This window comes from Saprospiraceae bacterium (assembly GCA_026129545.1).
Classification (GTDB): domain Bacteria; phylum Bacteroidota; class Bacteroidia; order Chitinophagales; family Saprospiraceae; genus M3007.
The window spans coordinates 1,471,307-1,485,347 of record JAHCHX010000001.1; the positions used below are offsets into that span (position 1 = coordinate 1,471,307).

Sequence of the window (14,041 nt, forward strand, 5' to 3'; positions counted from 1 at the left end):
ATATGACCAAAAAGTCACCACACACCATCGCTCTTGTCGCCAACACGGCTTGGAACCTCTGGAATTTTCGGCGTTCGCTTATTGAGCTATTGGTGCGCGAAGGATTTCAAGTTATTTGCATAGCACCCGAAGATGACTATTCGAAGAAAATATCAGCCTTGACAGGTGTTCGGTTTGTCCCCCTCAATAAGTTGTCCCGAAAAAGCCTGTCACCTTTGAGCAACCTACAAACCCTCACCGAGCTCGCCCGGCTGCTGCGCCACGAGCACCCCGACCTTGCCATTTTTTATACAATTAAGCCCAACATATTCGGTGCCTTGGCCGCCCGATTGACAGATACGCCCGCCATTGCGACAGTGGAAGGGCTGGGTTACGCAGCCACTGCCTCACCTTTTTTCAGAAAAATCATTTTCACCCTCTATCGCTTCGCTTTTCGTTTTGTCGAAAAAGTCGTTTTCCTCAATCACGACGACCGCTCCGAATTTCTTTCTCACCACGCAGTGCCTGCCGACAAAACCTTGGTCGTCAAAGGAACAGGCATTGACACGACTTATTTTTATCCTGAAAAAAACGCCGCGACGGAATCTGTCTTCTTGTTCATCGGGCGGCTCTTGAGCGACAAAGGCATCCGCGAATTTGTGCAAGCGGCCAAGCAGGTGAAAGAGGTAGCCCCCTGGTCCCGCTTCCAAATTCTCGGCAGCGTGGACATCGGAAACCCAGCCTCCATCGAGCAGGGAGAACTGGCGCATTGGGTAGAAAACCAGCGCGTGGAGTACTTGGGACAAAGCGACGATGTGCGCCCGTCTATCGCCCGCGCCAGCGTCGTGGTGCTGCCGTCGTACCGCGAAGGGATGCCACGCGCCCTGCTCGAAGGCATGGCGATGGGCAAGCCCGTCATCACGACCGACAGCGTGGGCTGCCGCGAAACGGTGGACGAAGGACACAACGGCTTCATCGTCCCTTCTGAAAATGCTGAAGCCCTCGCCGAAGCCATGCTCCGTTACTTATCGCTCCCGCCCGACCAGCAATTGGCCATGGGGCTGCACAGCCGCCAGAAAGTGGAGACCGAATTCAGCAACCGCGTCGTGTTGCCGCAGTATCTTCAACTCATTCGGGAAGTGCTCTACCCCGCCAACAAATCGAGATAGCGCCTCGCAATTGCTTCCACCCTGTACGGCGAAATCGCCCGCTCCAAATCGGCTTCGCTCGGCAATTTTTTCTCTCCTTCCTGCCACGCCAGCCAGCGCCGTACCTCCTCCTCTCCCACCCTCCCGTTTTTTATTTTTAAACTGAAAACCAAATCGTCGCCTCCGAAAAACGCGGCAAAAGGGTCGTCGTCGGTGTAGGACAAATTGAGAATCGGCCTGCCTGCCGCCAAGTACTCGACCGCTTTGCTCGGCAGTTGAAAATCGGTCGTGTTGCCGATGTTCAGCAAAATATCTATGTCGTATAAAGCCTTTTGCACTTCCTCGCGCGAGCGAAGCCCATGTAGGCGAATGGCTGGTTGCGCGGCCAGCTTTTCAAAAAATTCAGGGAAAACCTCTCCATAAAAATGGACTTCGATTTTTCCTTTCAAATCTGGTCGAATAGAAAACGTTTTTTCCAGCAAATCCAAAAAAGCGTCGGGTGTGCGGACGGGGGCGTAGAGAGCGCCGAAGTAGGCGAGTCTGAGGGTTTGAAGGTTTGAAGGTTTGAGGGTTTGAGGGTTGGGTGCAGGGTGTAACAGTGGAGGAATGACGTGCATTTTCGCTACGGCTTTTTCTCCAAATTGCTCGCGGTATTTTTTCAGAGTGAAGACAGTCGTCACAATTGCGGCATCGGCACTTTCGAGGACTTTTTGCTCGAGGCGACGGCTTGTTTTTCCATACAAGAAATTGTTGTTCAACGGTTTGGCCTGAATACTGAAAGGGTCGCCGATGTCGGCTAACCATACTGTTTGTCCGTTTACGAAACTTTGAAAGTTTCGTAAACGCAGCCCGATGAGATGCCCCGTAAACGGCAGCGACACCGTAATCAGCGCATCGAATTTTTCTTGTTCGAGCAGTTTTCGCGCCTTCTTTTTTGCCGGAAAGTACCACAGGCAGGCATCGTCGGGGAAATAAATTTTTTTCCAAACGGCGTTGTAAAGCCAAGTCGCCAGACCAGTGAATGCGCCCGGCTTTTTTGGCAACACCCCTACCCTGCCCCGCGCGTTTTTGCTTCTAAAATAATAATACGCCACTTCCTTCAAAGAATCAAAACCTGAGCGACGGACGTGAACTCCGTTGACAATCGCCTCGTCGGGGCAATCACGGTGCCGAGCCGTGACCACATGAACCTCGTGCCCCGCCGCCGCCCAGTGCTCCGCCAGCGCCGTCCAGCGATGCGCGCGCGGATGGACGAAAGGGCGATACCAAGCCGTGACGATGAGTAGTTTCAAGGTGTGAGGTGTGAGGAGCGAGGCGTGAGGGTTTCGTAGAGAGCGCGGAGTTTTTGGGCGCTGTTTTTTACGTCGAAATTTTGCTCTACGTGGTGGCGGGCATTTTGGCTAAACTGCCGGTATTCCGCATTTTCCATGAAGTAGAAGCGGCGGATGTAGGCGGCCAAAACCTGCGCGTCGCCTTCGGGAGCGAGCAGGCCAGTGCGCTCGTGCAGCACCTCGTTGGGCAGGTCAAAATGGTCGGTCGCCAGCACCGGCAGCCCGGTGGCCTGCGCTTCCAGCAACACGACGGGCGTGGCCTCGTGGTCGCCATCGGGCGCATGGCAACTGGGATGGATGAAGGCATCGAATTGCCGAAGAAAGCCAGCCATGTCGTGGTGACCGATGAAGTCGAGCCAAGTGATGTTGCCTTCCAAACGATGCGTCGCAATGTAGTCGCGCAACCTGCTGACCAGCGCCTTGTCTTGTTGTTCGCCCGCCAAAGTCAAATGCAGGTCGGGACAATCCTTCAAAGCGAGGCGGAAGGCTTCGAGCGTGGTCAGGTGGCCTTTTTTGGGGGTAAAAGTGGCGACTTGCACGAGACGCAATTGCCTCGCCGTTTTTTTTCTTTCAAAAAAAGGAAACGCTTCGATACGGGGGCTGGGCGGCACGATGGCGAGTTTTTCCGCCGGGCAACCCATGCTTTTCAGTTTTTCGCAACCTGCCTCGCTTGCCGCCACCACTTTGGCCACCTCCGCAAAAAGTTGCCGATATTTTTCCCGAAAAACGGGTCGCAAGTTGGGAAGTTTGGAATAATCGAAGCCGTAAAACGTGACGACGAGCGGGCGGTTCAATTTTTTTGCCAACGGCAAATAGAGGCACCCCGTTGGACCGAAATGTGCGTGCAGAAGGTCGGGCGGAGCGTTTTGCAGGTTTTTTTCGAGAAAAAAAGGATACATCGGCAGGCGGCGCTGCGAGGCGGTGAAAAGTTTTTGCCAAAAAGGAAAATCGAACTCGGTGGCAGGCAAATGTACGCCGGAACGCTGTTCCGGCAGCGCCCTCGTCGGAACGCTGTTCCGGCGTACAAGGAGGCGCTGCGGCGGAAAGATGTGGTGCTTGAACTTGGGGTTGAAAAATTGGTTGCGAACCATCCACGGCGAGCCGATTTCCACTTCGACCTCTTGCAGCGAATCGAGCAGTTGCGCCACCCAACTGAGCGTGGACGGCAAATAAATGTCGAACAAGTGGAGCACTCTCATTTTGCTGCCGTTTCTTTTAGAATTTGATAAATCCGCTGCGCCGCCACATCCCAACTGAATTTTTGGCGCTGCACGCGCCCTTTCTCAATCAATTTCTGTCTCAAATTTTCGTCGCGCCAAAGTTTTTCCAAGCCCTCGGCAATGGCAATTTCGGAAAAAGGGTCAACGAGCAAAGCCGCATCGCCGGCCACCTCGGGCAGCGAAGTCGTGTTGGCGGTCAGCACCGGCGTGTCCGTGTTCATCGCTTCGAGCACCGGCAGGCCGAACCCCTCGCTGATGGAAACGTAGGTCAACGCCAGCGCCGAGGCCATGAGTTTCGGCAATTTTTCATTTTCAAGGTGGCCGAGAAAACGAATGTTGGCGCGGCTGTTCGCCTGCTCGAAGGCCGTTTTCACCTCGCCGGTTTCCCACGCGAAGCGCCCCGCGAGCAAGAGTTTCACCGGCGCGGCGGTTTTGTTGATAAACAAATCAAAAGCACGAATCAGGTGGGGAATGTTCTTGCGCGGGTGAATGGCACCGACATAAAAAAAGAAGGCTTGTCCGTTGGCGTATTCATTCCGAATTTGTTGTTTTTCAAAATCTTGAAGGGGATAAAAACCTTCGCGGCAGCCGTTGTGTACCGTCGTGATTTTTTCCAACGGGATGCCGCAAGTTTGAAAAATATCTTGGCGAACATAGTCTGAAACGGTCAAAACCCGGTCGGCGCGGCGCAGGTGTTTGGGCAAAAAATGAAGGAGGTAGTGGCGGTGAATCAAGGGAATTTGTGCGGGGTAATGCAGCGGCACGAGGTCGTGGCAAGTCATCACGCTCGGCGTTTTGGTCGAAAGGCTGCACATGGCATCGGGGGAGAAAAACACATCGGCGCCGATTGCTTTCAAGGCTTTCGGCACCGCCCATTCGAACCAAAAATAGAATTGCGGGGCAAACCGCGCGCGAGGCGGCAGCACGACGGGCGTGACATTTTTCCCATAGACAAACTGCGCGTCGAAAGGTCGGTCGAACAGGAAAAAGAACTCATCTTCAGGGTGTTGCACCGCCATTCGCCGCGCGATTTCGTGCGTGTACCAGCCGAAGCCTTCGAGTTGGCCGGGCAGGAGGAATCGGGTGTTGAGGGCGATTTTCAAGTGCTTGACGATAGATGACAAAACAAATCCGAGCATCACGAAATGGCGGGCAAAAGTAACGCAAAACCAAAGCGCCATCCCCTTTTTGTGGAGGATGGCGCTGAAAATCCCGTTAAGGTTTGGCTCAAAGTATCTCACTTAATCACTTTTGTGTGAAACGAGCCGTTTCGCAACCGAATAGTGTCTGGTGCTCCTGCGTAAGGTTTGATTTCCGTGATGAACGTGACATCAAAGGTACCTTTCAACTCCTTCGAGACCGTGTCGTAGGATGTGACCGTGATGAAACTCGAACTGTCGGCTTCCAGTATCTTATAGACACCGTATAGTATGTCAACATCCACATAGAAGAATTTGCTCCTGACCAGCGAGTCTTCCACTCCAGACGGGGCATCCAGTACGGGGTAGGTGCCTTTAATTGGTGGAACTCTGTAAAATGACAGTCTTTCTCTAAGAAAATTGTTTCTATCAAGTGAATCAATCAAAATACTCACTCTGTCAGGAAAATTCTTGCTCACTACGGCATAAGGACGCGCTTCCCAAATAATGTTGTCTTTTGAAGCAGCCGCATCCCCCCACCAAGGCCCCTGAGGCTCGGAGGGAAGCGGCTCTTTTTTACAGGAATAAAACAGTATCAGGAAGCACGCCAAGGTGCATAACGTTTTCATGCCAATTTCAAATTTGAGCGTGAAAGATACTTGATATCGTAGTAGTTTGTGTCAATTTGCACTTCGCCATATACTCTATCGCTTTCTTTCAGGACACGCAAGTAACCAGAGTAACATTCGTCGTCGGTGATTATCTCCCCACATGTGTCTCGGGCAATGATTTCTCCCATCCAGACAAAATCGCCGCTGGTGTATGATTCGACGTGTTTTGCTCTGAACTCGTAGAGCTTAGAGTCGCCAGGAATCTGAATTGCCATAATGCCGTTTGTCTGAATTTGTGGAAGACTCCCCAACTGTACGAGTTGAAGCGATTCGGCGTGCGGAGAGTTTTGATACTTTTGTTTGACAGCCAACTGTGTGGAGGTCAACTGCGCATCAGTTAGATAAACAGGATTGAGAAAAGAAGTGGAAGTTTGGGCATTTGCCTTGAAAGCCGCACAGGACAAAACTAAGGTAAGCGAAAGGCCGTGGAAGCCTAAATGAAAAAGGGCAGTAAGTTTGGATTGCCCCCCCCATTTTCAAACAAAATGTTTTTCATAAGTTTGAAATTTTAGTGAAGAGTGAATGTGAAACCGGACAAATAAACAAACAAATTATATGTTGACAAAGTCTGACGTAATATTTTTTCAACTGTGCAAGCACTACGTTCAAAGAATATAACGCCAGTATTACATCAAATTTCTGAAACTTCCTGCGTCCATCGCGGATTCAGGCTCATCATTGCACTCTTCCCAACGGCGTTCCAGTTCGGCCAATTCTTCTTCCGTAAATTCAAAATCATCCGCTTGCTGTTGGCGAAGGTTTTTGGGTTTTAAAAAAGCGACGAAATCGGCAACCTGTTTTTGCAGTTCGACGGGCAGCGATTCTATTTCATTGATTAGCACAACCTTGTTCATTTTTCCAGTATTTTAAAAAGAGTTCTTTGGCGCTCAGAAGTTATGGCAAAATGATAGGAGTGGCAACTTGACACATATTTTTACTGGACTTGAAAATCCTGCCCCCATCCCTCTGCGGCTTTGCTACATTTGCCGCCGCAAAATTCCTCATTCATAATTCATCATTCCTCATTTTCCCCTGATGCTCGATTTTTCCGCAGCCCGGCTCTCTCGCTTCGCCGCCACTTGGGTCGGCAACAAAAACCGCTACGAAGGCGTGGTCATCCCGAAACAAACCCTCGTCCCCCTGCACGACGTGGCCGAAGAAATGCTCATCTCGGCATTTCTCAAACCCTTTGAAAAAACGGAGGAGTTCTTCTACTTCCACCACGAGGAGGATGTGAGCAATCACCTTGTTTATCAAGCGTGTATGTCGGTCTTTCAAGACCCCGAATCGCTGTCGGAACAAGCGGGCAAACTCGCTCAGATGCTCTATGAGCATTGCGATAACCCGAAGGTGCAAGGCGGCGAATTGTTCGTCGCTTACTTTGAAGACTTGCTCTTGCAAGGCGAGCCGGTGAACGCCATCGGCCTTTGGAAAATCCAATCGAAAGACCCGTATTTAAAGACTGAGCGCACCGCCGAGTCCTTCGCGCTCAATGTGTTGGAGGGAATCCCTGTGACGGGCAAGCCCGAAGTCGCGGCGCTGATTTTCAGCCTCGACGAAGCGGAAGGTTATCGAATTTGTGCCCTCGACACGGTGTCGAAAAAAGACGAGCGCTCGTTCTGGAAAGACGAGTTTTTGCGCCTGCGCCCCATCGAGGACAACTACTTCAACACGCGGCACTACATCAGCCTGTCGAGCGAATTTATCACCCAAAAAGCGCCGTTCAAATTCGGTCTCGACCGCACGGACACGATTGACTTGCTCAACCGTTCGGGCGACTATTTCAAAGACAATGAGCAATTTGAGTTGAACGACTTTGCCGGAAGCCTGTTCCCGGAAGAAGAGCAGCAGGAGGCATTCCGCGAATTCCGCGACCAGTACGCGAAGGCTTACGCCGTGCCATTGGAGGACAAATTCGACATCAGCGGTCAGGCGGTGAAAAAGGAATTCAAGGTGTTCAAGAGCGTTTTGAAATTGGACAAAAACTTCCACATCTACGTCCACGGGCGGCGCGACCTCATCGAGCGCGGTTTCGACGAGGAGAAGGGGAAGAAATATTATAAGGTGTATTTTGAGAATGAGGAATAGTGGGTTTGAAGGTTTCTGGTTGGAAGGTTTGATGGTTGTGCGCTTATGAACCTCAAACCTTCCAACCTTCCAACCTCAAAACTCCAACACAATCACCCGCCAAACTTCACCCGTCGTCGCGTCAGGATAAATGTGCAAAGTCTGAAACCCCACCCGCTCGTGCGCGCGCATGGAACGGGTGTTTCGCTCGGCCACTTCCGTCACCGTAAAATCGTAGCGCAGGCGATACTCCGCCTTCATTTTGTGGTATAAACCATCGAAAATGCCCATGCCGCGATACCCTTCGGCGACACAGATTTGACCCATCACAAACCAGCGCGGGTTATCTTTCAAAGACTTATTTTTCCAGGACAAACCATTCAGCATTTCAAACATCGGCTCTAAAATCGGCACCTGCGGTGCGAATTCGCGCGGCATCACGAGCGCATAGCCAACCACTTGCTCACCGTCTTTGGCGATGACAGCGGGGGCGACCTCGTTCATGCGCTGCAACACCGCAGGGTCGTGGCGCACGGTGACGAACCCTTGGCTCGCCATCGTTTCGGCAGAAAGCGAGGTCGGCAGGTTTTGCGCCTGCAAATCGAGAATTTGTCGCACTTCATCAGGTGTGGCGACGGTGGTGAAAATGATTCCCATTGGCAAAATTTTATTTTTCAAAAATAAGTCACTTCATTCGATTATTCACTTTTCAGAAAACTCCTACTTTCGGCGCTACAATTCGTTGGCGGTCCACCAAAGAAATGATGGTGAAATCTATCGGCAGCGCAACGAACAACTTTCAACGAACAACAAACAACGAAAATGACGCTTGGCATTTTGAAAGAAGGCGACGGCGAGCAGCGTGTGGCCGTCACGCCCGATGCGGTTCCGACCTTGTTAAAATTAGGTTTTCAAAAAATTCTGGTTGAAAGCGGCGCGGGCGACACGGCTTTTTTCGACGACGCAAGTTACACCAAACAAGGCGCGCAAATCGCTGACACAGCGACGGTTCTGAAAGAATCGAACCTTTTGGTCAAAATCCATCCGCTCCCGAAAGCTGCACTCGGCAAACTCTCCGCAGGTCAAATTCTCATCGGCCAGTTCAACCCGCTCGTGCAAAAAGAAGTGGTGGACGACCTGCTGAAATCAGGCATTTCGGCTTTCAGCCTCGACCTCGCGCCGCGCACCACCCGCGCTCAGGCGCTCGACGTGCTTTCCTCGATGGCGACGGTGGCGGGCTACAAAGCCGTGTTGACGGCGGCCAACCACCTCCCGACTTTTTTCCCGATGTTCATGACTGCCGCAGGCACGATTAAACCCGCCAAAGTGCTCATCCTCGGCGCGGGCGTGGCAGGCCTCCAAGCCATCGCGACGGCCAAACGCCTCGGCGCAGTGGTGGAAGCCTTCGACGTGCGGGCTGCCGCGAAAGAAGAGGTGCTGAGCCTCGGCGCCAAATTCGTGGAAGTGGAAGGCGCGGTGGACGACAAATCGGCAGGCGGCTATGCAGTGGAGCAAACCGAAGAATTCAAACAAAAACAGGCGCAACTCATTCACGACCACGCCGTTGCAGCCGACGTGGTGATTTGCACGGCGCAGATTCCGGGTCGCAAAGCGCCGCTCTTGCTTCGCAAAGACACCGTCGCCGCCATGAAATCCGGCGCGGTCATCGTGGATTTGGCAGCCTCCACCGGCGGCAACTGCGAGGTGACGGAGAACGGGAAAACGATTCGCCACAACAACGTGACCATCATCGGCGACTCGAATCTTCCGGCTTCAATTCCGAAAGACGCGAGCGTGATGTACGGCAAAAACATCATCAACTTCCTCAAACTCATCATGCTCAAAGGCGAGTTGAGCCTCAATTTCGAGGACGACATCGTGGCGGCGACTTGCGTGGCGCACAAGGGCGAGATATTAAGTGAAAGGTTGAAGCAGGTGATGGCGACTGCGTAATTCGTCCTTTGTAGTCATTGAAGCCATTGCGTCATTTTTGTATCTTCGAACACTCTACGTTTGTCATCCTGTAAGGAACTGTCCGCTCTACGAACACTCTACGTTTGTCATTCTGCAAGAATCTACCAGACAATCACTTTTCGGATGATTCGATGAATGAATCTTGGGTAGATTCTTACAGAATGACAAAAAAATAAAACGTCCAATGTCAGAATTTTTTCTTGAAAATCAATCCCTTATCTACATCGTCATCCTGTCCATCCTTTTGGGTATCGAGGTGATTTCCAACGTGCCGGCCATCCTGCACACGCCGCTCATGTCGGGCGCGAATGCTATTCACGGCGTCGTCATCATCGGTGCCATCATCGTGATGGGCCACGCCTCGAGTGACGATTATCTCGCGCTCACGTTGGGTTTTCTCGCCGTTTTGCTCGGCACGCTCAACGTGGTCGGCGGCTTCGTCGTCACCAACCGGATGCTGGAAATGTTTAAGAAAAAGAAGGGTTGATGAAGGTTGATAAAGGTTTATGAAGGTTTATTATCAACCCTTATCAACCCTTATCAACCCTCATCAACCCTCATCAACCTACCGAAAATGTCAAAATTCTTACTCGAATTCTCCTACCTCATCGGCTCCATCACCTTCATTGTGGGGCTTAAAATGTTGAGCCATCCCGACAGTGCCCGCAAGGGAAATCTCGTAGCGGCAGCCGGGATGCTTATCGCCATCGTCGCGACGATTTTTTTTCATGAAAAAGACGGCCAACCTATTGGCAACATCCCTTGGATACTGGCGGCCATAGTCATCGGCACGGTCATCGGCTGGCTCATGGCGATGAAAGTAAAAATGACCGCCATGCCGCAAATGGTTTCGTTTTTCAACGGTATGGGCGGCGCGTGTGCGGCGATTATTTCCATCGTCGAATACAACGCGCACCCCGAAGGGTCGGCGGGCTACCTGCTCACCGTGTTCCTCGGCCTGGTCATCGGCAGCGTGTCGTTTAGCGGCAGCATAGTGGCCTATGGCAAGTTGGACGAAAAAATAAAAGACATCAACGCCTCTTACCTGACCTACCTGAATCTCGCTTTGTTGGCATTGATTTTTATCGTGCTGGGCGTGGCGATATTCTCGGCGGCGACCTTCGGCCACACTGTTGTATGGATTTTGCTGGCCTTGTCACTGCTCTACGGCGTGTTGTTCGTCATGCCCATCGGCGGCGCGGATATGCCGGTCGTCATTTCGCTGCTCAACTCGTTCACGGGTATGGCGGCGGCCTTCGGCGGCTTTTTGTACAACAACCAGGTCATGCTCACGGGCGGTATTCTGGTCGGCTCGGCGGGTACGATTCTGACGGTTTTGATGTGCAAAGCGATGAACCGTTCCTTGCTGAATGTCATCATCGGCTCCTTCGGCGGCGGTGGCGCAGCAGGCGCGAAAGGCGCATCGGGCGAACAAGTCGCCAAAGAAATCAACCTGACCGACGCGGCCATCACTTGCGCGTATGCCAGCAAAGTCGCCATCGTGCCGGGCTACGGCCTCGCGGTGGCGCAGGCGCAGCATATATGCCATGAACTGGAGAAAAAACTCGAAGAAAAAGGCGTGGAAGTCTATTACGCCATCCACCCGGTGGCAGGCCGGATGCCGGGGCACATGAACGTGTTGCTTGCCGAAGCCGACGTGCCGTACCCGAAACTCGTGGAAATGGAAGACGCCAACCCGCAAATGCCTTCGACCGACGTAGTTATCGTGGTCGGCGCGAACGACGTGGTGAACCCAGCCGCCGAAAACGACCCCGGCAGCCCGATTTACGGGATGCCTGTGCTGAAAGTGTGGGATGCGAAAAGCACCATCGTGCTCAAACGCAGTATGCGCGCAGGCTACGCGGGCATCGAAAACGAACTATTTTTCCTGCCCAAAACCAAGATGCTCTTCGGCGACGCGAAGGATACTTTGCAGAAGTTAGTGGGAGAGTTGAAGGAGTTGTGACCTTCGATGTACGACTTTTGCCGTTGTTGGCGTCCCGCCAACAACAAGCGGCGGAGTGAGCGGCCAAACCTGAAACTCAGATGCGCTTGGCATCGCTCGCACGGTGTTGTCGGCGAGACGCACGACAACGGCAAAAAATCGCCTACGAGCCAGACCTTATCGTTTTTTGCCGTTGTTGGCGTCCCGCCAACAACAAGCGGCGGAGTGAGCGGCCAAACCTGAAACTCAGATGCACTTGGCATCGCTCGCACGGTGTTGTCGGCGAGACGCACGACAACGGCACAGAGGATTTTCTTGCCGTTGTTGGCGTCCCGCCAACAACAAACGGCGGAGTGAGCGGCCAAACCTGAAACTTGAATAAAAATCCATGCGAAAGCGAACAGATGTACCACCGCTACTACGACATCTATTTCACCACCGCCACCATTCTCGAATGGAAACACCTGCTTCGGCAAAATGCCATGAAGGATTTGATAATCAACTCCTTGCGGTTTTTGGTGAAAGAGAAACGAGCGGTCGTGTACGCATTTGTCATCATGCCCAACCACATCCATTTGGTGTGGCACATCCCTGAAGAACACACATTGACAAATGTAAAAGCCTCGCTGCTCTCCTTCACTGCGCACCAGTTCAGAAAAATTTTATTGGCTGAAAACCCGACAGAATTAGAGCGATACCGAGTAGATTTGTCAGACCGAACTTATCAGTTTTGGGAGAGAAACCCTTTGTCGGTAGCGATTTACCACGACGAAGTGTTTTGGCAGAAGGTGCAGTATATTCATTGGAATCCCTGCACGGAGAAATGGCGATTGGCTGAATCACCTGAACTGTACAAGTATTCTTCGGCGTACTTAGTGGACGGACAGCCTTATTGGGATTTCGTGACATTGGGTTGAGTTGGAGGTGCGATTTGGGTTCGCTGAGTTTGGTCGCTGACTCCGCCGTTTGTTATCGGCGTCCCGCCAACAACAAGCGGCGGAGTCAGCGGCCAAACCTGAAACTCAGATGCACTTGGCATCGCTCGCACGGTGTTGTCGGCGAGACGCACGACAACGGCACAGAGATACAGAAAAAAATTTTTTTTGCCGTTGTTGGCGTCCCGCCAACAACAAGCGGCGGAGTCAGCGGCCAAACCTGAAACTCAGATGCGCTTGGCCTCTCACGCGCAATGTTGTCGGCGAGACGCACGACAACGGCACAGAGGATTTTAGAAAAAATAAACCGCATCACCATGTCCCGCCGCCACTTCACCACCTACCGCCTCAGCCCCGAAGAAATCCGCCAATACCGCGAGCAAGGCTACCTCGTGCTGCACGACGTGCTGACAGAGGAAGAAATGGCGACGCTCGACCCGTGGTTCGAGCATTTTATCACGGGCAAAGAGCCAAACATGGGCCGGGATTTTTGCGACATGAGCCAGCCTTACGGCACGCCGGTGGAGGAATTTCGCCTCGTCAATGCTATGCTGCCGAGCGTCTATCGCCCGGAATTCAAGAACAACATTTTCCACCAAGTGGCGCAAAGTATTGCCGACCAACTCTACCACGAAGGCGAGGCAGCGATGGATTACGAGCAGTTTTTGGCGAAAAAACCCAACAAGGCACAAGCGGAATTTGCCATGCACCAAGACTTGGGCTACTGGCCGAAAACGAAAAACACCTGGACGGCGACTTTTTCCCTCGCGCTCAACGACGCGACGACGGAAAACGGCTGTCTCCAAGTCGTGCCCGGCTCGAACCGCGAGCCTGAACTGCGCCCCCACCGCCCCAAAGATTATGGTTACCAGCAAGAAGGCGAAGTCAGCCGCGACGACTCTCACACCCTCGTCATTGAAATGAAACCCGACGATAAAATCATTTTCCTGCCCGTCAAGCGCGGCAGCGTCACCATCCACGATGAGCGCATTGTGCACGGCTCCGGAGGCAACTACACCGACGCATGGCGCAAAACTTATGTCATGGCTTTCCGCGATGCCAACACCATCGCCGAAGAGCGGGCAATGGGCTTCACTCACTCGCACAATGACACGGTGGATTGGGCGGAGATTATCAAGTGAGGTTTTACTGAATCATCGCCTCTATTTTAGTTGACTCAACGTGATTGATATGGCATTGCAATATGGATGGTATTGGTCTAGAAAAGGGTCTATTTGCCACTCACGCACAGTTTTGCCTGATTTCATTTTGATGTAATAGACACCTTGGTCAGCGCAGTCGGGGCATCCAAGTGTGCCGTTGGGTTCGTTAAGTAAAATTGAGGGAAACTCGGACAAGAGCGCCTGTGCAACGAGGACTTTATCGGTAGGAAGGCTCGTGGTGCCGAAGGCGATGTTGCCCGTCGAAAATTGAGTGTAGGTGATGTCGGCATCAGGGAAAAGTTGCTGGTTCTCTAATTTGTACAGCATCACGCAGCTGCTACCCACACAAAAACCAGAAGCCCTTCCAAAGATGAAGTAGTCGAGTTTGTCAAGGTCTATGGGAGAAGTAGTGTCTTTTTTGCAGCCAAGAATCAGCAAGAGCAACAACAGGAGAGATATTTTTTTCATC

15 protein-coding genes are annotated in these 14,041 nt (G+C 52.3%); 7 read left to right on the forward strand and 8 right to left on the reverse strand.

Annotated elements, in window-relative coordinates; genetic code table 11:
- The first annotated feature begins 2 nt into the window (after window positions 1–2).
- Window positions 3–1,148: a glycosyltransferase family 4 protein gene (locus KIS77_05450; GenBank protein ID MCW5921768.1), complete on the forward strand. Its 1,146-nt coding sequence runs from the start codon at window positions 3–5 to the stop codon at window positions 1,146–1,148.
- Here KIS77_05450 and KIS77_05455 read toward each other — a convergent pair.
- From KIS77_05455 to KIS77_05480, 6 genes are all read right to left on the reverse strand, one after another.
- Window positions 1,124–2,419 carry a glycosyltransferase gene (locus tag KIS77_05455; GenBank protein ID MCW5921769.1) on the reverse strand — a complete coding sequence of 432 codons (1,296 nt, stop codon included), beginning with the start codon at window positions 2,417–2,419 and terminating at the stop codon, window positions 1,124–1,126. The two genes, KIS77_05450 and KIS77_05455, sit on opposite strands and share 25 nt — an antisense overlap.
- Window positions 2,416–3,657, reverse strand: a complete 1,242-nt coding sequence (locus tag KIS77_05460; GenBank protein MCW5921770.1) for a glycosyltransferase family 4 protein — start codon at window positions 3,655–3,657, stop codon at window positions 2,416–2,418. The genes KIS77_05455 and KIS77_05460 overlap by 4 nt, the downstream gene beginning before the upstream one ends.
- Window positions 3,654–4,919, reverse strand: a complete 1,266-nt coding sequence (locus KIS77_05465; GenBank protein ID MCW5921771.1) for a glycosyltransferase family 4 protein — start codon at window positions 4,917–4,919, stop codon at window positions 3,654–3,656. The genes KIS77_05460 and KIS77_05465 overlap by 4 nt, the downstream gene beginning before the upstream one ends.
- Window positions 4,916–5,446, reverse strand: a complete 531-nt coding sequence (locus KIS77_05470) for a hypothetical protein (protein ID MCW5921772.1) — start codon at window positions 5,444–5,446, stop codon at window positions 4,916–4,918. The genes KIS77_05465 and KIS77_05470 overlap by 4 nt, the downstream gene beginning before the upstream one ends.
- Window positions 5,443–5,703: a hypothetical protein gene (locus KIS77_05475; protein MCW5921773.1), complete on the reverse strand. Its 261-nt coding sequence runs from the start codon at window positions 5,701–5,703 to the stop codon at window positions 5,443–5,445. The genes KIS77_05470 and KIS77_05475 overlap by 4 nt, the downstream gene beginning before the upstream one ends.
- A 411-nt stretch (window positions 5,704–6,114) precedes the next feature.
- Window positions 6,115–6,342, reverse strand: coding sequence for a hypothetical protein (locus tag KIS77_05480; GenBank protein MCW5921774.1), 228 nt, complete (start codon window positions 6,340–6,342; stop codon window positions 6,115–6,117).
- A 181-nt stretch (window positions 6,343–6,523) separates the two neighbouring features.
- On the opposite strand from KIS77_05480, the gene KIS77_05485 reads away from it, so the two are divergent.
- Entirely contained in the window at window positions 6,524–7,576 is a 1,053-nt protein-coding gene (locus KIS77_05485) for a nucleoid-associated protein (protein ID MCW5921775.1), read from the forward strand.
- Window positions 7,577–7,651: 75 nt separating this feature from the next.
- On the opposite strand, the gene KIS77_05490 is transcribed toward KIS77_05485, so the two are convergent.
- Window positions 7,652–8,212: a GNAT family N-acetyltransferase gene (locus tag KIS77_05490; protein MCW5921776.1), complete on the reverse strand. Its 561-nt coding sequence runs from the start codon at window positions 8,210–8,212 to the stop codon at window positions 7,652–7,654.
- A 165-nt stretch (window positions 8,213–8,377) separates the two neighbouring features.
- Here KIS77_05490 and KIS77_05495 point away from each other — a divergent pair, with 165 nt between their 5' ends.
- From KIS77_05495 to KIS77_05515, 5 genes are all read left to right on the forward strand, one after another.
- Complete coding sequence (locus KIS77_05495) at window positions 8,378–9,508, forward strand: Re/Si-specific NAD(P)(+) transhydrogenase subunit alpha (protein ID MCW5921777.1); 1,131 nt, start codon at window positions 8,378–8,380, stop codon at window positions 9,506–9,508.
- Between the two features lie 205 nt (window positions 9,509–9,713).
- On the forward strand, window positions 9,714–10,016 hold the full coding sequence (locus KIS77_05500; protein ID MCW5921778.1) for an NAD(P) transhydrogenase subunit alpha: 303 nt from the start codon (window positions 9,714–9,716) through the stop codon (window positions 10,014–10,016).
- Window positions 10,017–10,103: 87 nt separating this feature from the next.
- Entirely contained in the window at window positions 10,104–11,495 is a 1,392-nt protein-coding gene (locus KIS77_05505; GenBank protein MCW5921779.1) for an NAD(P)(+) transhydrogenase (Re/Si-specific) subunit beta, read from the forward strand.
- A gap of 353 nt (window positions 11,496–11,848) precedes the next feature.
- Complete coding sequence (locus tag KIS77_05510; GenBank protein ID MCW5921780.1) at window positions 11,849–12,391, forward strand: transposase; 543 nt, start codon at window positions 11,849–11,851, stop codon at window positions 12,389–12,391.
- Between the two features lie 335 nt (window positions 12,392–12,726).
- On the forward strand, window positions 12,727–13,551 hold the full coding sequence (locus KIS77_05515) for a phytanoyl-CoA dioxygenase family protein (GenBank protein MCW5921781.1): 825 nt from the start codon (window positions 12,727–12,729) through the stop codon (window positions 13,549–13,551).
- A gap of 21 nt (window positions 13,552–13,572) precedes the next feature.
- Here the strand turns inward: KIS77_05515 and KIS77_05520 are convergent, their stop codons facing one another.
- Complete coding sequence (locus KIS77_05520; protein ID MCW5921782.1) at window positions 13,573–14,040, reverse strand: hypothetical protein; 468 nt, start codon at window positions 14,038–14,040, stop codon at window positions 13,573–13,575.
- Window position 14,041 lies beyond the last annotated feature (1 nt).